Origin of the sequence: Verrucomicrobium sp., from assembly GCA_028283855.1 — a bacterium.
Lineage (GTDB): Bacteria > Verrucomicrobiota > Verrucomicrobiia > Methylacidiphilales > GAS474 > GAS474.
This window is the reverse complement of the sequence record JAPWJX010000009.1, coordinates 1-16,239: the sequence shown is the minus strand read 5'-3', so window position 1 is coordinate 16,239 and position 16,239 is coordinate 1. Positions and strand designations below refer to the sequence as shown.

Genomic DNA, 16,239 nt, shown 5'->3' with positions numbered 1-16,239 from the left:
GCCCACCGCCCCGCCGCTCGCAAAGGCCAAGCCTTGACCGATAAGTTCAAGGAAGAGGTCCTCCGCGCCTTGGCGGAAAAGGACACCGCCTCGGCCCGCCGCCTCCTGGCGCCGCAAGCCCGCGGCTACATGGAACGGGGGGAGCCGATGCCGCAGGACTTGGAGGAGCTTTTGGCCCTCTACTTGGCAACGGATATGCTTAACCCCGTCTAACCACCATGCCCTTCTTCTTTTTGGCTCTGCTCAAAATGTGCCACATCTCCATCTCTCCCAAAGTGGGGCTGATGGCGCAGGCCTTCGTCAAAGGCGGCGTGGTAAAGGGAGCGGGCGGCCTGGGCCACCAGATGCTCCAATCCACCACCCACTTCGCGGGGAAAATGGCCCACACCGCCAAAGGCATGGAAATGGTCGCGGAGACCGGCTTCAAGCCCGTGGCCGGGTTCTTCCAGAAAAAAGGCTTCGACGCCGTGTTCGAAACCTTCACGGCGGGGGCGATGGTCGCCACCCACTACGCCGTCAACCAGTCCAAGTAACCGGGCGGCGCGGCGGGGTTCCGCGCTACTTCTTCCCCTTTTTTTCCGGCTTGTCCGGCACCCCCAGCGCCTCGCGCAGGCGGCGGGAAGCCTCCGCGCGCATCTTCGCGGCAGCCAGGGAAGGCTCCAGCAGCTCGGCGTGGGCCACCCCCCCCTCGTCCATGTTCCACTTAGACTGGATGAAGAAGCGCTCCAAAGGCGTCTTATTCTTGAGCGTATCGGCCAGGCGCTGAAGCAGCTCCCGCCCCTCGGCCACCTCGAAGGGATTCCCCTCCTCGCCTACGATGACATCCGCGTAGTGGCTGTCCTCCGTCTGCGGCAGCATGTCCTCCAGGGAAATGAGGGCCGCGCCCATCGGATCGTCGTCCCGCCCCTCCGCGGCGGCGCCGCTCAGATTGGAAATCAGCGTGCGGGGACCTTTCTCCCCCTCCTCCTCGCCGCCGTCATCCTTCCCTTGGGCGCTCTTCTGCGCCATGCGGACCTTGGCATACTCGGTCCCCTTGTAGAAATCCATCAGGGTGGAAAGGATGCGCGTCTGGATGTGGATGCGCAGGTCGCCGCCCTTCTTCTCCACGTCAAAACTCTCCAGAGCGCGGAAGAGGCCCAAGATAGCCTCCGATTCCAGCTCGCTCATCAGCGCGGGGCCGACGTTTTGGAAATAGTAGCGGAGCATCTTCGGAATCAAGAAGGCATACTCGTCCAAAAACTCGTTACGGATCTCCGCCGCCTGAACGAACATCTTCTCCCACTTCGGAAACGCGCCGGCGGCGCCCCCGGAAGGATCGGCCTGGACCGCCTGGCGCGCCTTATTCCAGACCTCCTCGTAAAAGGGAAGTTCCACCAGCTTGCCCAGGGCGGGATGGGTCGTGCTGGTGGAGGGCTTGTCCAGGACCCCCTGAATCTCCCGCAAAAGGTCCCGCTTAAGGCTGCGGAAAAGCCCCTCCCCCAGGATGTAATCGATATGGCCGGAAAGAGCCTGCCTCGCGGCGGGAAGGGCCAAAAGCGCCAGCTTCTCACGCTTCAAGAGCGCCTGGTAAGCGACGATTTTCTCGGCTTTGGCCTTGGCCATGGCCGCCACCCTAGCAGAGCGGCGTCATTTCTGGCAACGGGTGTTGCCGGAAAAACCGTAAAAAGTGCGGCGTTCCCGAACTTTCCGATCAGGAAAGGAGCGAGCCGCCCAGGAAGGAAGGCCCGGAAGGCCTCCCCAGCTGCGCCTTGATGGCCCCCATAATCTTGGCGTTGGAGCCGGTCTTGGCGTGGGCGTCGGACTTGGAAGCGTAGTTCTTCCAGCTGCCCACCGACTTGAGCTTCGGCTCCGGCGACTGCATGACGGAAAGATCGTTGCTCCGGCGGCGCAGGCGCATCGGCGTGGCATCCTCCGGGGCCTTGCGCGGGGCCTTCGCCTTCGCCGGTTTCATCATCGGCTTGGCGATGCCGGCGGCGGCCAGGCGGACCATGCCGCTCTTGATCGGCGTCCAATTCTTTTCGCAGAGGGCGCGGATCTTGGCAAAGGTGATGCGGGACTTCGGCTGGGCGCCCAGCTCCAGAAGCTCCTGCCCGGCCTCCGGGCGGACGCCCTGCAGGCTGCGCCGCGCCAAAAGGAAGCCCAGGCCGGGCCAGCGGTCGAACCACTGGAACCACTGGCGCTTGGTCACCGCCTTCACTTCCACGCACTCCGTGTGGCGGAGAAGATGGGGAATGACCTCCGTCACCGGATCAATGGTCGCAGGAGAGGCCGTCGGCCCTTCCGTACGGAGCGTCCAGGCGGCATGGGCCACGGTGGCCATTTGGTCCCAGCGCGCGGCGATCGCCACACTGGCCATGGAGCGGCCCTTCGGCGTGATGCGGAGACGGGAAAGATGGGGGGGGAACGGCTCCAACCCGGCCGGAACCTCGCCGGCCAGGGAGGCCAGGACCTCGTCAGTCTGCGTGCCCAGGAAAAGGGCGAAAATCAGGATCGGCACGCCATGGGCCAGGCGCTCCCGCTCCGCGGCGGCAACCTCTGCCAGATGCTCCACGTTGAGCTGCTTGAGCAGGCTCTGATAAATCATGGGCGCCTGGGCGCGGCAGCCCTCTTTCAATCGTTCAAAATACTCCCGTTGAGAGGCCCCGGAATCAGTCTTCTTCATCATCTTAATTTTTTTAATAAGAATGTAATTCGGCTTTTTTCAACGGCAGTTGCCCAAAATTTCTGAAAAAATCGCTCTTTTTGACCCGAATGCAACTAGGGCCGTTGATTTTGAAGCTCTTGTGCCACTGGATTTCCATCCCCCTACCCCTGGTAGGGCACTCCGTCCCCCATGGTTTTACAAAAACCTCCCATGAATCTCCCTTTTAAGGAGACTTCCGCCCAAAAATCGACTCTTTTTTCCGTCGTGGTTGAAAATTTAACCTGCTAAAAAGACTTCCCATGTTCGGGTCCTTCGTCCTGTTGGTTCTTTACGCCATTGCCACTCTCACCCTCAAAAGCCGCTCCGTGGAGGTCTCCCCCGCCTGGATGCCGCATGGGGCTTTCGTCTTCGGCGCCACCCGGATGCGGCTGGTCTATATCGTCTGGCTCCTACCCGTCCTCGTCGGCGGGGCCATGGCGATGAGCGCCGCCCAGGCCGACGTCGGCGCGGCGATCCTTTCCCTCCTGGCCCTCGTCCTCCTTTGCGGCCTGACCTACGGCCTCGTCGATCGGGCGACGGAGGCCGCTCACGCCCCCGCCCCGGGCAGCGTCCCCCCCCCTATCCCCGCGGCCGCGCCGGAAAGCACCCTCGTCGAAGCGCGGCGGGGCGGCCCCATGCCCCTGGACGCCAAGCCCGTAGCCCCCGGCCTCCACTTCACCAACCTGGCCACCTCCCCGGAGGAAATCGTCCACCACGTGCCCCGCGCCATCGCGGACCGCATCCTGGCCGAACTCGACCTGTCCAAGAGGAAATCGGAACAGATCGTCGCCTCCAATACCCAGCTCAGCTCGGAATCCCAGCAGCAGAAGGAATACATCGCCGAGCTGGAAAAGAAATTCAGTGACACGGAACAGGCCCTCAACGAGCTGAGCCGCATCAACCAAACCCTCCGCAGCAAGAGCGCGAGCAACGAAAAGCCCTTCGCGCAAATGAACGTCGAGGAAATCGACAAAGCCCGCGAAACCCGCGAGCGGGAGATCCGCACCCTGGACGAAATGCGGCGGGCCAAGCTCCAGGCCCAGCGCACGGGCGGCGGCTAAGAGCCCCCCCCTTTAAAGAAAAGGGCCCCTCCGCATTGCGCGGCGGGGCTTTTTCGTTTCGTGGCAGGCCGGGAGCCGTCTAGCTCCAGGCCCGGGCAGGCATCTGTCCCTGCTGCTGGCCCAATTCCAGGCCCCGCTCCTGCGTCTGGATCCGGGAAGAACGCGGCACGTTCGCAAGACCTTCCCAAGCCGCCGCCACGGGAGAGCGGGGAGGCAGCTCCATGGAAGCAGTCAAAAGGGGCGCCGGAGTCGGCGCCGTGGCTTGCAGGCGCAGGCCGGTATCGCGCACCGGGCCATTGCTCAAATTGAAGGCGTGCGCGCCGCCGCCCGCTTCCGGCGTGATTGCGGAAAGGTCCCGCGGCATCGATGCCTGGCGGTCGGAGCCCAGGAGCAGGGCGCTATTGCCCAGCCGGTCGGAAACGTCCCGGCCGCCCACCTGGGCGAAGACGTCCTGGCCGATGTCCCGGCCGCCGCGCAAATCGCCGAAGCCCTTGGCCTTGTCCTTCTCGGGCTCCTGGTCCTTTTCCTTCTTATTCTCAGGCACGGCGTTGTTCGTCGCCTTGGCCAAATCCTGGTCCAGCTTGTCGGCCACCTTTTCCAAGGTGCCCTTCTCCTTGCCGTCCTTATCCTTGTCCTGCTTCTTTTCGTTTTCAGGAACGGCGCCGTTCGTCGCCTTGGCAAGCTGCTGGTCGATCGCCGCGCCGACCTTGTCGAGGATGCTCTCCTCTTTCTTTCCCCCTTCTCCCGGTTTGCTGAGAGTGAACATATGGGTGTGGTTGAGTGAGTTAAAAAATTAGCGGAGCACCGCGCCGGCCTGGCGGCGGGAGGCGCCGAAAAAGTCACGCGCGCGGGCGTAACCGTAAACACTGTCCGCGTGGACGCGCAGGACCCCGGCCATGACCGCCACAGTCGGGGCCAGGGAGAGGCTGATGAAGTCTTTTCCGCCGAGGAGAGCGGAGGTGGTCGCGGGAGTCATTGTGGCCTTTTGTAGGGGTTAACACCTAACAAGCAGCCGCCATGCCTAATCTTCCGGCTGACGCAGCGAAACGAACGAAATCCAGGCGTTTTCCGTGGTCAAAACCGGCGGCGGCGCCGGCCAGGCGATGACCCCGCAGGCCGGGACCCAGTCGTCGCTCGACGCATCCTTCACGGCATAAACGGTATAATACGGCGTATGGGAAAACGGATGCCGGGTGGCGAAGAGACTCCCCTTGGATACGAATTCCTCTCCCTTGATGACAATGGGGCCATCCGTTTCGAAAATAACCGCCCCCGGCTGCACGACGTGCTTCTTCACGTAGGAAATGATCTGCTCCACGGGGTGAACCCGCACGCCGTAGCGGCTCAACTCACCGTCATAGGTGCTGACCCGGTCCTGCGACCATTTGGGAATCGGCTTCGGATCGTTGGAGCAGCCGGCGCAGAGCGCCAGCGCGGCCAGGAGAACCAGAACACGCGTCACCATCACAGCTCGCCGCCGGACAGGCCGAGGTGCTCAATGTATTCGCGCAAGACCGGATCGGCCATGATGTCGTTGATCCAGCCGCGGATAGTCTCTTCCTGCAGGGCGCGGAGCTGCTTGAAGCTCATACCGTAGAAATAGGCCAGCGCGGCCTGGCCGATCTGCTTGCCGTCGGTCGCGTTCCAGGTCGCCTCGCTGCAAATGCCGTGGCCATAGCGGCTGCATTCCCGGTTCTCCCGCTGGCCCGGCGCCTTGAAGCGGCACTCGGCCACGTCGAGGCAGAGGGCGACTTTCTGCTGGGCGGGCGGCAACTCCGCCCGCTTGCCGATTTGGGGGAAAATCCAGCCCAGGTCCAGACGCCACTGCGCGAGCAGATCGGAGGGCCACTCTTCCAGCGGCTTGCGCAGCCCAAACCACCACCCGTCAGCCTCCACCGCCATGACGAAGGGGTCCGACTTCTTGAACGCGGTGGAAGAAACCGCCAGGTAATCGCTCAACGGGGGGACGGTTCCCTTGGCGCTCGGTTCCGGCATGGTGCCCTTCCCTGTAACCCAGATCGGGCCGGGAGGAAAGAAAGAAGAGGCGGAGAGCTTTTTAGCGCGCCTGCTTCAAAGTGGCTTCGTAAGCGTTGATCGTCTCGAAATACTGCTTTTGCGCGTCCGCCCAATCCGAGCGGAGATTGGACCGCTTACGCGCGCGGACCCCATCGAACATCAGGTGCTCGAACTTCCGGCCCGCCTTTTTCATTTCCTTTTCTTCCTGCTGCACGCGCGCCTTGAGGATCTTCAAGACCTTGTCGTCCGCGGGCACACCTTTCGCGTACACTTCCTTTTCCAAGGCCTCGATTTGCTTGAGCTTCTTCGGGATATAAATCGTGCCCTGCTGGAGGAAGTCGAAGTGCGACTGCTCGTTCTGATAACGCACATGGCGTCGCTCGTTCAGATTTTTAACCCCCTGAACGATGGCCTGCAGATCGTTGAAAATCTTCTCTTTGACCGATCCGCGAAGCTGATTGCTTTGACTCAGAATTTCCTCGGCCAGCTTCTCAGATTCGTGACTGCAGAAATTGGGGGTATTAAAGGCACTGTATTTGGGCTCAAAAGCCCCCGGCATCGGCCGTTTATTCAGATGGGGCTCCCGCAAAGTCGGCTCTTCCGGCTTCGCCTGCGGCTTCCCTCCATCCTGGCCATCGCCCCCCTTCCCGCCATTGCCACCATCCCCCACTCCCCCCTGCCCGGCCTGCTCGGGAGAGGCATAATAGTGATTGTTCACATCCCCCACGTGCATGTTGCCGCCCGCCTGGTAGCGGTTTGCGTTCTGGTTGTAGGTGCGGGAATTGTCCGCCTTCCAGCGGCCTGTGACGGGCTGTTTGGCTAGGCTCGTCGCCCCAATGACGGCCGCCCCGGCGGCGGCGTCGGCCACGGCCTCCTGAACCCGCTCGTCGGAGGCGGCCGTCTTCGCCGCCTGGACGACGCGCGCCAGGGCGGTGACAGGGGCGGGCTTCGGCGCGGATTGGACTTCCGGCGCGGGTACCGGGGCCTGGGCGACAGGCTCGGCTTGCGGCTGGGCCGGAACGGCCGCCTGGGTGGCGGCCAATTCCCGGGCCTGCTGCCGAGCCAATTCCTGCTGCTTCCGCTTTTCCAGCAGCTTAGCCTTACGGTCGTTTAAAACTTTTTCAGCGGCGCGGGCTTGTTCGGTCTGGCGCTCCTTGGCCACCTCGGGATCTTCCTCCGCCTCAAGATATTCCCCCTCCAAAATCTGGCTGACCGCTAGCTCCTTGGTGACGACTTTACCCTTTAAAAGAGGCGTCGGGCGAACGAGCACTACCCCCTTTTCAGACTCCGGGGCCTGGCCGTCGCTGGGGGGCGGAAGAGAGATCATGACACAGAAAGGCTAGCAGGGAGCGTGCCGGATTTCTACGCCGTGCGCTCTTGGGAAGGACGTTGGAAGGAAAGCCCCTGGAGAGCACCGGTCGACCGGCGCGCCTGGCCCTGCTGGAAACCGGACAAATCAGCCGAGACGCCTTCCCGCTGCTTCTGCTTGGACGCCAGGAAAGTCTCCGCCCGGTCGAGCAACGCCTGCAGATTACCCTTTTGAATCTGCTCATGAGCGATCCGCAGCCCCTTTTGCAGGGCCTGCTTCGCCACGGGATGAATCTGCTTTCCCTGGATGTGGCGGTCGATCATCTCCCACCCTTCCGGGTTGCTGGCCAAAAAGTCGCTGGCCTTGTGGAGAACATGGGAAGTGCCGTGCGCGGCATGACCCAATCCCTTGAAAACGAGCTGACTGCCCTGGGCTTTGAGGTGGGCGAGCTTGGAACCCGAGTGTTCTTGATTAGCCATATAATAGTTAATTCGGCTATTCTTTCAGACCCTGCCCTATTATTTTTTAAAAATAAGGGGCTGTTTTTAATGCCCGGGCTGCTAGAAGGGGAGCCCTTCCCCGTATTATATATGATCGTCGATCACTCCCTGACCAAGGTCGCACTGACGTTCACCTCCGCTCCTTGGTGCCGCCAAGGCGTTTACACCTGGACTTACACCCAGGAAGAGGAAGTCACCCGCCGCGCCGTCTCCCTGACTGCCGTCCAGCGCGCCCCTTTGGCCCTCTTCCTCCGGCACTACTTCACCGCCGCCTCCCTGGGCGGCCTGGCCGAAAGCTGCCGCCGGGTGGGCGAAGAGCTGCTGGCCCTCAACACCGCCCCTTCCTTCGAAAAGTGCTGGGCCCAGGCCCTCGTGGGGATCAACTTCATCCAAGACACCCTGCGGAACCTCTCCCAAGCCACCTTCTTCGGGGAGGGAACTCCCGCCGACCGGAAGGAGGAAGTCCTCTACCTCGCCCCCTATGAGGCGTGGGCCCTCCATCAAGCCTACGACTTCCTCCAGCGCGACCTCCTCCCGTGGTTCACCCAGCAACAAGGCAGCTATCCCTTCTGCGACGCGGCCGATCTGCTCGCGCAGCTCCAACCCCTCGGCGCGCTGCTGGAAGAATGGCAATGGCTCTCCAGCCCGGCCGCGGGCTATCGCCGCATCGCCTACGCGCCGGCGGAACAGATTTTTTCCTAAGGCCAACAGGTGCGGCTTGATTGTTGGAAGACCGCGCGCCAGTTTGAACCGAATCCGATCGGTCCCCCCGCATGGCTGTAAACGTTAACATGCCCCCTACTCCCAAGGCGGAGGTCCACGACACCATCCCCTACCCCCAACACCGCCGCGTGGTCTGGGAGCACGGCATGGACATGTCGCTGGCCTTCAAGCGCCTATCCTGGATCACCGCCCTCCTGGCGGTGGCGGCCATCGTGGAATCCTTCGTCCTGGTTTCCATCTACAACCGCCCCCCCGTCGTCCTGGACCAGAACGACGGCTACGTCATGTGGCGCACCACAGAGGCCTTCAAGCTGCGGCCGGAAATGATCCGCTCCTACCTCAACTCCACCCTCAAATACCTCTACACCGTCAGCCCGGGCAACTACGACCTAGCCTCCCTCCGCGGTTTGGTCGACCGGCGCGTGCTGCGCGCCTTTGCCAACAGCACGGACAAAGACCTCATCGTCACCGCCAACCAGCACCGCATCTACGAGCTGCGGGAAATCCGCCGCTACCACGACCCCAAGCTGCCCCAATACATCACCCTGGCCGTCCGAGGCGAGCGCGTCCTCTACGAGTACGATCCCGGCGCCGCCCAGCCCTTCCGCATGGACAGCCCCGTCGTCACTCAGATCGTCTACCTTCAACAGGCCCTTCCCACCCCGGAAAATCCGTGGGGTCTGCGCCTCGTCGGCCTTGTCACGCTCAAGGAAGACCAAGCGGACGACATCTGGCGCAGCTCCGTGCCGCTCCGCGCCGACCTGAAGGCGCCCAAGATGACGCCCTCCACCCAGTCGGCCGGCGAGGCGATCGACGCGCAGAACAACAGCACCGGCGGGGAAAGTTCCTCCTCGCAATGAAGCGGCCTTTCGGAAGAAAGGCGCTCGCCGCCAGCGCCGCTCTCCTTCTATTTCCCCTGCTCCTGCCCGCGCAGAACCAGACATACCTGCCCCCCACCGGCGGCCGGCAGCTGCCCGGACACTCAGACGACGCGGACCCCTCCACCGGCAACGCCCAGCTCACCCAAAGCTCCTCCGCGACCAGCAAGAGCAACACCGTAGAAATCGTCCCCCCTCCCCCAGTCATGATCAACGGCAAACCCGCCGACCGCATGACCGAAGAGGAGGAACGCACCTTCCTGCAGGAAAAAATCCGCACCATCAGCCAGCCGGATGGGGAAGTCGAAATCATCCACGTCGCCCCCGGCTATCCCGTCACCATCCGCTATAGCGAGCCCATCGCCGATATCGCCATCGGCGACAAAAAGCTCGTCAGCGTACAGAAGCACGGGAAAATCCTCCTTCTCAACGCCCTCCTTCCCAACGGCGACACGCCGCTTCAAGTCTTCTTTAGCGGCAGCCGAATGCGCCCCTACCACATCTTTGCCACCGACACCTACGCCAAGGGGGACAGCTCGATCACCGTCCAACCCTTCATCATGGACGGCACCCCTCAAGGCTACCAACCCAACATGTCCCGGCGCGACCTGCGGGACTTCATCCACATCATCGCCAACTACGACGCCCTCAAACAGGAAGGCTCCCTCGACAGCCGCAACATCCGCCGGGACGACGTCTTCCGGGAAAATCCCGCCACCGGATTCACCATCTACTACCTCTACCGCATCCACGGAGCGGCCGCCTTCACCTTCGCCTACAAGAACATCTCCCGGAACCGCGTCCGCTTCGACGAATCGCGCGTCCGCCTCGCCATCGGCAACTCCCTCTTCATTCCCGATTACGTCTCCTTCCACGACGTCCAGCTCGACCCCGGAGGCACCACCACCGGCCTGGTCATCCTCTTCAACCCCACCTTCGACGTCCGGCAACCGCTGGAAATAGTCTGGAAATAGTGAAACTCGGCGCCCTCGCCATCATCGGCATCATCTCCGGCGTTCTGGCACTGGCCGCAGGCACCTACTTCGGCCTCGACTACCTGCGAAAGACCGATCCCTACAAAAACGTCCGGCATGAAGAATCCCGGAAACAGGCGGGCACCGCACGGAACATCTCCCCCTCCCAACCTCGGCGGGCCCCTCCGCTGGCCGCTCCGCCGCCGGTCATGGTCGAAACGGATGGCACCAACAACCTCTCCACCAACAAAGTCAGCAACACCGTCACGGAAAACACCAACTCCACCGTTGGCGACGCCTTGAGCGTAGGGAACGACGTTCCCGTCAACCCCAACATCCCCAACACCAACACCCCGGCCACCACCCGCCCCGCAGAAGTCGGCATCGTCCCCACCAACTCCCGCTTCGCCCCCGCGCCCGCCACCAACCAAGCCTCCGCCCCCAGCGCCCCCATCTCCATCAATACCCCCCGCTCCACTCAAGCCCGGCAATCCATAGAAATCGCCCCCGCCCCCTCCACCACAGCCGCCGCAACTCCCGCCATTCCCCAGGAAATCCTCAACCCCACCGCCCCCGCCATTCCCGACACCTCCCGCCCCCAACAGCAGCGCCAGCGCCCCGCCGCTCCTCGCCCCACCGCTTACGCCACCGGGCGCTATCTCTTCCGCAACTTGAGCGGCACCACCGGCGACAACGCCTTTACCGACAGCGGCGGCGGTAGCGGCGGCGGCAGCAGCTCCAGCGCCAACATCAACCTGCAAACCTTCGCCCCCGAGGGCGAGCCGATCGACATCTGCACCGTCAACAATGTCGCCTCCAACCAAATGGAACTCGACGTCGTGGCCGCCGTTTGGACCCCTTTCTATTGGAACGGCCGCAAAATCCTCGACATCGGCGAACATATCCTAGGCTCCGCTTCCGCCGGCCACAACCGGGACCGCCTCCTGGTCAATTGGAAGAAAGTCCTCTTCAAAGACGGAAAAACCCTTCCCATCAACGGCATCGCCCTAAACACCGACGGAACCCTGGGCTTGAAAGGCTACAAAGTCGGCAACATCTTCCTCCAAGCCGTTGGCCCGATTCTAACCGACCTCCTCTCCGGCGCCGCCCAGGCGCTACAAAACCAGGTCAGCATCAGCCAAAGCTCCCTCTACGGAAGCGTCACCAACATCAATCCCAGCAACATCGGCCAGCAAGCCCTCGGCTACGGCGCCAACAAGGCCCTCGACCGCCTCTCCAACCTCCTGGAACAAGACGCGGAAGACAACGCGCCCTACATCTTCGTCCCAGCCGGAACCCGTGGGCAGGTCTACCTGAAAAGTTATATTGATGTTTCTCTTGCCGATTACGGAAAATAAACGCTAATTCTATCGCCCAAACGTCCCCCCGATGACCGGCACCCTCCCGCGCAACCTGGCCTTGGCTCTCCTCTGCGCCGCCGTTCTCGCGGGATGCTCCTCGCCCAAGCCCATGCGCGTCGAGCCCGCCGTCCTCTCCCAGTCCTACGACTACACCAAGCCGGTCGACGCCGCCGGCAAGTCCCGCCCCGTCTACATCCTGCCCACCATCAACTACGGCTGGAACCCCGCCCGCACCAACGACGCCGGCGAGTGGATCGGCGGCCACTACACCGCCACCGTCGTCGAGGAAGGCCGCTGGGCCACCCTTGAAGAGGCCGAGATGGCCGGCAAACCCTATATCTACGCGGGCGACAGCGCCCCCATCACCCCCATCCCGCGGGAGCCCAACCAATTTCAATCCAACGCTCCCGGCCAAGGCCCCGGCCCCACCGGCGGCGGCCAGGCAGAGATCAACATCTCCAACCTCGCCGAACGAATCAAAAAACTGGAAGCCGACCAGCCAAAGCTCAAAGAACACTTCGACAGCGACGAATTCCTCATGGCCGCCGCCACCCAGCGCGCCAGCGACACCCAGGCCGGCAAAAACCAAAGCCCCATCGGCCAAAAACCGATGGTCGAGGTCGAAGGCCTCCCCGCCCAGAACGGCAACACCCCCAATCCCTCCAACTACAGCGCCAACAACATGGTCGAGGTCAATCGCGGCGGCGACCTAGGCTCCTCCTCCATCCCCCGCGTGGACAGCACCAAATCGATCTCCATCGCCTCGGCAGGCCGCGCCTCCACCATCGTCATCCAGCCCCGCCCCCCCGGCACCCAGGAAACCTACACCGTCCCCGGCTCCAAAGACCCCCTCTTCGTCGATTACGGCGCCAACGACCGCGTCACCATCACCTATCGGGGCGTTTCCCAGGACGCCCAATTCACCAATCAGCGCCGCGAAGTTCTCCTTTCTCCTTCCCCCGCAACCCCTTCTGCCGAATCAGGGGTCTCTGTCGGCCCCTAATTCATTAAGGGGCTAAAGCAAGCGCCCCCACCTTGGCCTGAAAGCTGCTTAAAGTAGTCAGCAGTGAATAAATCCCATCATGCCATGAAAAATATCCTCCTGCTTCTCACCCTGGCAACCAGCGCTTCCTCCGCCTGGGCCCAGTTCGGCAGCCCCTTCGTCTACGACGTTCCAACGGAAGTTGCAGTGGGAGCCATGGCCACCATTCAGACCCAGGACACCGCACGCTCCACCGTCAGTTCCGCAGCGCAAGCCACGGAGCTGCTCATCAACGCGATGAACGTGATCACGGAAACCCAGCGGATCTACGATGCCGCCAAGGGAGCCTCTTCCGGCTTTACCAAGACCATCACCGGCCTGAACAGCAAGACCCTCCCCTTCCTGATCGGCAAATACGTCGCGCTTCAAAGCCAGGGCCTCATCCTCCAAAATCGGCCCGACGGCAGCGCCTACGTGGCCGAAGCCACCACCCTCCGCTACGATCCCACCGACAACAACGGCAACGGCGGCTTCTCCGGCGGCAACCTCCAATTCATGGACAATCTAATTGGAGCCCGCGGCGTCCCCCTGGGCATGGATGACCAGCCCCCCGTCATCCTCATTCCTTTGACGAAAACCCAGGCCGCCCAGTTTGCTCCGTATACGGGAAAGCCCTCCACCACCCACTACGTTTCAGGGCCCGCCATGTATTTCGGCAACATGCCGGTCGACACGGCCATGCAGGCCATCATCTCCAACTCCCTGTCCACCACTGCCGCCGAAATGGCCACGAATCAGGTGGGGGACGGCGTGTTCGTACGCCCTTACGAAGGGGCCCACGACGACATGTATGCCGCCGTCGGCGGCAGCGCCCTGGGCGCCAACAGCATGAATTACTACGCCAATTGCGAGAACTACCATCCAATGGTCGGTCACGCCACCACCGACATCGGCAAGTGGAACTCCAACATGCTCAGCAACATTCTGAGCAACAATCAATTCGCCGCCGTCAGCTCCTACCTAATGGGGTTTGAGCAGGGCCTCAGCGACAATCCTTACAGCAACTTCGGCCGGGATATGGCCTCCACCGCCATCGCGATGATGGGACAAGTCCCGATGGGCCAACCCCTGCAACTCACCTCCCAGCAAATCACCAGCGCCCAGTATTCCGCCGGGCGATTGATCAATACTCTCTATCCCAGCCTCTTTGCTAACATGTCGCAAAGCGACGCCAACTACTCCCCTCGCATGGTCGCCGTCGTTACCCTTCCGAGCGAACTTGCCGCCGAATTCTACAACCTCATGCGCGCCAACAACGAGGCCATCCGCCAAAACTGGATGGAAGCCCAAAAGGCCCAGATCCTCGTCAAACACGTCGCCCGCATGCTCAATGGCGATGACTCCAGCCCCGGCCTCATCGGCATCCACAACAATATCCTTCAGGTCTTTAATTCGACCCTGATCGGCGATGTCGAAGACTTGGGCACCACCATCGCCGAACAGACCGGCCAGATCGGCGGCACGACGGGGCGCATGATCGCCGACGCCGGCACCCATCAATTCCAGAATGACCTGTCCGATCTGAACCAATCCCTCCTATCCATCGGAGCCGCCGAATCCAAAGTTCTAAGCGGCGGCCCCGACGTTCAGAAAATCGGCCTCGAGATCGACCAGCAGATCCAGGCCCGCCAGGCCGAAAGCAGCCAATACCAGAATCGCATGAACGCCCTTGCCGCCGAGCGCGCCAAGCTCCTCAAGGAACGGGAGGAACTGCGCTCCCACGTCGGCAAAACTCTGCAAACCTTAGCCCGCCAGCAATTCTACAGCGCACTCAACGGAGGCCTGCAAACCGAATCAGCCTCCGTAACCACGACTCTTACCGCTAATTGAAAGCGCCGCGCCTCCTTAAAGCTTTACAAGCCCAGGTCGTGGCCCTCCAATAGCGAGGCTTACCCCCCCCACTATGGCCGCCGAAACCCTGCCGACCTATGTAACAGGCGTTTATCCGCCGCAGCTCATGTATGTGGTGGCGGATATCATGCGGCTAGTCGCTCCTCCCAGCGATCTCAACCCGGAACCAGGCATCCCCTTTGCCCTGTGGAGCCACGTTTTCAATATTGCCCGCCTTCTTGCCGGATTCGCCCTGACCCTGCGGATTATCATGGCTGGCTTTTCCATCATGTTCGGACAAGGTGCCCGAACTTTTAGCGATCAATTTTTCGACATTATCATTAAAGGCGTCCTGCTTTGGTTCTTTGTATTCAGTGGCAGTCCCGGCACCGTCACCCCAATAAGCACCGCAGGCAGCGGAGATATTCAGACCATCGCCATGGATATCAAAGGTGGAAGGCTTCCTTTAGCTCAAACGTGGATTAAGGACGCCGTTTCAGGCGTTTGGACGGCAGGTGAAAAAATCGCCGCCGAGATCGGAGCCCCCTGTTACAAAGCGGATGAAACCAACTGGATCAGCTTAGAACCCCCCGTTTATTGGGCCAATTATATCATGGGCAAAGAGCCCAATTCTTCTTCCAGCGAATCCTCCACCAAGCCTTGGAGCGGCATTAAATTTAGTTTCCCGTGGATCATTCACAACATGTTTAACTGGGACGACGGATTCCGCATGTACTCCCAGTTTATTGAGTATCTAGGCATCCTAGCTCTAGCCAGCCCTGTCGCGGACGCGACTTTTGGGGGGGGCAACTTCGTTTTCACCAGCATGGTGATCGGCTTTCTCATCTCCATTGTCATGGGAACGATCGGCATCGGCCTTTTTGCCTTCACCACCGTCATCGGCCTGATGATCATGGCCCTCTTTGCATGGCTAGGCAGCTTGATCGCACCGGTAATTGTGTTTTATCTGGTCATGCTTTTGGGCATGGCCGTTCTGCCTCTAATACTCTTCAAGCGCTTCGAGTCGATGTGGGCCAACTACTTCGTATTCCTCACCGGAGCGGCCCTATGCATCTTCTTTTATTACGTCACCTCGGCCGTCGGCTATCGCCTCGCCACCGGCACCTTTGAATACATCTTCCTCACCGACTATCCGACCAACTTCGACTCCCTGGGCGATCCCGATGTCGGCCAGCGGCTTGATATTTCTGGCACTGGCGTCTCCAACAGCACCGGCCAAGGCATGTTCGCCGCGTTCTGGGGCGCCACGAACGTCTTTCAATACACCACCGGCACCAACAACGTCGTCACCGCTCAATACACGCCTGGATATCAGAGCAACAGCGGCAGCGTTCCTTTCTCCGCACTTGGCCTATGCTTCCAGCTTTTGCCCATCTCCAGCATTGCGGATAACATGGATCCCCCCGCAATCTTCAGATTTGCTCCCCTTAAAAATATTTTCGCCAAGACCTACGATAAAATGGGGCAAGGCTTCGATAAGCTCATGGCCACCCTCTCCGGCCGCGGCCTGAAACCCAAGGACTTCATTATCACCGCTTCCCATGCGCTATTGGCGGAGGGGGCTTGGGCAGCCGGCATTGGCATCCTAGCCGCTTTTATCTCCGGCGGTATCACCTTAGGCGCACTGGGGCCTGCCTTCGCCTTTGCCTGGGCTGACGGCTTCGTGGCCAAAGAAGCCATCAAAGAGTTCCAAACGTTTTTCCAAAAGGTCGGCGGAGCCACTGCTTCCGGAATGCGGGCTGCCGCCAATTCGGGGGTTCAACGCATTGCCCAGGGAGGCTCCTTCATCACCCAGCTGGGGGGGCAGACCATTAGCAGATTTAATAGCCGCTTAAACTCTT

The 16,239-nt window shown here is 61.5% G+C and carries 18 protein-coding genes; 10 read left to right on the top strand and 8 right to left on the bottom strand.

Annotated features, from left to right (window positions below; genetic code table 11):
• The first annotated feature begins 33 nt into the window (after positions 1 to 33).
• Both PW734_11405 and PW734_11400 read left to right on the top strand, forming a co-directional pair.
• The gene (locus tag PW734_11405) at positions 34 to 213 is read left to right on the top strand and encodes a hypothetical protein (GenBank protein ID MDE1171795.1); all 180 of its coding nucleotides are present in this window, start codon (positions 34 to 36) and stop codon (positions 211 to 213) included.
• 5 nt (positions 214 to 218) lie between these two features.
• Positions 219 to 533: a hypothetical protein gene (locus PW734_11400; protein ID MDE1171794.1), complete on the top strand. Its 315-nt coding sequence runs from the start codon at positions 219 to 221 to the stop codon at positions 531 to 533.
• Between the two features lie 25 nt (positions 534 to 558).
• Here the strand turns inward: PW734_11400 and PW734_11395 are convergent, their stop codons facing one another.
• On the bottom strand, positions 559 to 1,602 hold the full coding sequence (locus tag PW734_11395) for a hypothetical protein (GenBank protein ID MDE1171793.1): 1,044 nt from the start codon (positions 1,600 to 1,602) through the stop codon (positions 559 to 561).
• An 88-nt stretch (positions 1,603 to 1,690) separates the two neighbouring features.
• The gene (locus PW734_11390; GenBank protein ID MDE1171792.1) at positions 1,691 to 2,584 is read right to left on the bottom strand and encodes a hypothetical protein; all 894 of its coding nucleotides are present in this window, start codon (positions 2,582 to 2,584) and stop codon (positions 1,691 to 1,693) included.
• Between the two features lie 359 nt (positions 2,585 to 2,943).
• Here PW734_11390 and PW734_11385 point away from each other — a divergent pair, with 359 nt between their 5' ends.
• The gene (locus PW734_11385; protein ID MDE1171791.1) at positions 2,944 to 3,744 is read left to right on the top strand and encodes a hypothetical protein; all 801 of its coding nucleotides are present in this window, start codon (positions 2,944 to 2,946) and stop codon (positions 3,742 to 3,744) included.
• Between the two features lie 79 nt (positions 3,745 to 3,823).
• Here the strand turns inward: PW734_11385 and PW734_11380 are convergent, their stop codons facing one another.
• The 6 genes from PW734_11380 to PW734_11355 form a co-directional block, all read right to left on the bottom strand.
• The gene (locus PW734_11380) at positions 3,824 to 4,510 is read right to left on the bottom strand and encodes a hypothetical protein (GenBank protein ID MDE1171790.1); all 687 of its coding nucleotides are present in this window, start codon (positions 4,508 to 4,510) and stop codon (positions 3,824 to 3,826) included.
• A 27-nt stretch (positions 4,511 to 4,537) separates the two neighbouring features.
• The gene (locus tag PW734_11375) at positions 4,538 to 4,720 is read right to left on the bottom strand and encodes a hypothetical protein (GenBank protein ID MDE1171789.1); all 183 of its coding nucleotides are present in this window, start codon (positions 4,718 to 4,720) and stop codon (positions 4,538 to 4,540) included.
• Between the two features lie 45 nt (positions 4,721 to 4,765).
• Positions 4,766 to 5,212, bottom strand: a complete 447-nt coding sequence (locus PW734_11370; GenBank protein ID MDE1171788.1) for a hypothetical protein — start codon at positions 5,210 to 5,212, stop codon at positions 4,766 to 4,768.
• Positions 5,209 to 5,739 carry a hypothetical protein gene (locus PW734_11365; GenBank protein MDE1171787.1) on the bottom strand — a complete coding sequence of 177 codons (531 nt, stop codon included), beginning with the start codon at positions 5,737 to 5,739 and terminating at the stop codon, positions 5,209 to 5,211. Before PW734_11365 ends, PW734_11370 begins: the two co-directional genes overlap by 4 nt.
• Positions 5,740 to 5,800: 61 nt before the next feature.
• Positions 5,801 to 7,087, bottom strand: a complete 1,287-nt coding sequence (locus PW734_11360) for a hypothetical protein (GenBank protein ID MDE1171786.1) — start codon at positions 7,085 to 7,087, stop codon at positions 5,801 to 5,803.
• A gap of 35 nt (positions 7,088 to 7,122) precedes the next feature.
• The gene (locus PW734_11355; GenBank protein ID MDE1171785.1) at positions 7,123 to 7,548 is read right to left on the bottom strand and encodes a hypothetical protein; all 426 of its coding nucleotides are present in this window, start codon (positions 7,546 to 7,548) and stop codon (positions 7,123 to 7,125) included.
• A gap of 111 nt (positions 7,549 to 7,659) precedes the next feature.
• Here PW734_11355 and PW734_11350 point away from each other — a divergent pair, with 111 nt between their 5' ends.
• The 7 genes from PW734_11350 to PW734_11320 form a co-directional block, all read left to right on the top strand.
• Positions 7,660 to 8,271: a hypothetical protein gene (locus PW734_11350; protein MDE1171784.1), complete on the top strand. Its 612-nt coding sequence runs from the start codon at positions 7,660 to 7,662 to the stop codon at positions 8,269 to 8,271.
• A gap of 89 nt (positions 8,272 to 8,360) precedes the next feature.
• The gene (locus PW734_11345) at positions 8,361 to 9,152 is read left to right on the top strand and encodes a hypothetical protein (GenBank protein ID MDE1171783.1); all 792 of its coding nucleotides are present in this window, start codon (positions 8,361 to 8,363) and stop codon (positions 9,150 to 9,152) included.
• A complete protein-coding gene (locus tag PW734_11340) occupies positions 9,149 to 10,144 on the top strand; it encodes a hypothetical protein (GenBank protein MDE1171782.1) in 996 nt (331 codons plus the stop codon). Before PW734_11345 ends, PW734_11340 begins: the two co-directional genes overlap by 4 nt.
• Entirely contained in the window at positions 10,144 to 11,502 is a 1,359-nt protein-coding gene (locus PW734_11335; protein MDE1171781.1) for a TrbI/VirB10 family protein, read from the top strand. Before PW734_11340 ends, PW734_11335 begins: the two co-directional genes overlap by 1 nt.
• Positions 11,503 to 11,533: 31 nt before the next feature.
• Positions 11,534 to 12,508 (top strand): hypothetical protein, encoded by a 975-nt coding sequence (locus PW734_11330; GenBank protein ID MDE1171780.1) that lies wholly within the window; start codon positions 11,534 to 11,536, stop codon positions 12,506 to 12,508.
• Between the two features lie 84 nt (positions 12,509 to 12,592).
• Complete coding sequence (locus tag PW734_11325; protein MDE1171779.1) at positions 12,593 to 14,377, top strand: hypothetical protein; 1,785 nt, start codon at positions 12,593 to 12,595, stop codon at positions 14,375 to 14,377.
• Positions 14,378 to 14,450: 73 nt separating this feature from the next.
• Positions 14,451 to 16,239 (top strand): hypothetical protein (locus PW734_11320; protein MDE1171778.1); only part of this gene is annotated, 1,789 nt, incomplete at its 3' end.

What these genes read in the sequence shown, in the direction of transcription:
- PW734_11330 (MDE1171780.1), top strand. Translation starts at nt 11,534, where the DNA reads ATGACCGGCACCCTCCCGCGCAACCTGGCCTTGGCTCTCCTCTGCGCC.
- PW734_11400 (MDE1171794.1), top strand. Translation starts at nt 219, where the DNA reads ATGCCCTTCTTCTTTTTGGCTCTGCTCAAAATGTGCCACATCTCCATC.
- PW734_11325 (MDE1171779.1), top strand. Translation starts at nt 12,593, where the DNA reads ATGAAAAATATCCTCCTGCTTCTCACCCTGGCAACCAGCGCTTCCTCC.
- PW734_11350 (MDE1171784.1), top strand. Translation starts at nt 7,660, where the DNA reads ATGATCGTCGATCACTCCCTGACCAAGGTCGCACTGACGTTCACCTCC.
- PW734_11340 (MDE1171782.1), top strand. Translation starts at nt 9,149, where the DNA reads ATGAAGCGGCCTTTCGGAAGAAAGGCGCTCGCCGCCAGCGCCGCTCTC.
- PW734_11390 (MDE1171792.1), bottom strand. Translation starts at nt 2,584, where the DNA reads ATGATTTATCAGAGCCTGCTCAAGCAGCTCAACGTGGAGCATCTGGCA.
- PW734_11375 (MDE1171789.1), bottom strand. Translation starts at nt 4,720, where the DNA reads ATGACTCCCGCGACCACCTCCGCTCTCCTCGGCGGAAAAGACTTCATC.
- PW734_11345 (MDE1171783.1), top strand. Translation starts at nt 8,361, where the DNA reads ATGCCCCCTACTCCCAAGGCGGAGGTCCACGACACCATCCCCTACCCC.
- PW734_11360 (MDE1171786.1), bottom strand. Translation starts at nt 7,087, where the DNA reads ATGATCTCTCTTCCGCCCCCCAGCGACGGCCAGGCCCCGGAGTCTGAA.
- PW734_11365 (MDE1171787.1), bottom strand. Translation starts at nt 5,739, where the DNA reads ATGCCGGAACCGAGCGCCAAGGGAACCGTCCCCCCGTTGAGCGATTAC.
- PW734_11380 (MDE1171790.1), bottom strand. Translation starts at nt 4,510, where the DNA reads ATGTTCACTCTCAGCAAACCGGGAGAAGGGGGAAAGAAAGAGGAGAGC.
- PW734_11355 (MDE1171785.1), bottom strand. Translation starts at nt 7,548, where the DNA reads ATGGCTAATCAAGAACACTCGGGTTCCAAGCTCGCCCACCTCAAAGCC.
- PW734_11385 (MDE1171791.1), top strand. Translation starts at nt 2,944, where the DNA reads ATGTTCGGGTCCTTCGTCCTGTTGGTTCTTTACGCCATTGCCACTCTC.
- PW734_11395 (MDE1171793.1), bottom strand. Translation starts at nt 1,602, where the DNA reads ATGGCCAAGGCCAAAGCCGAGAAAATCGTCGCTTACCAGGCGCTCTTG.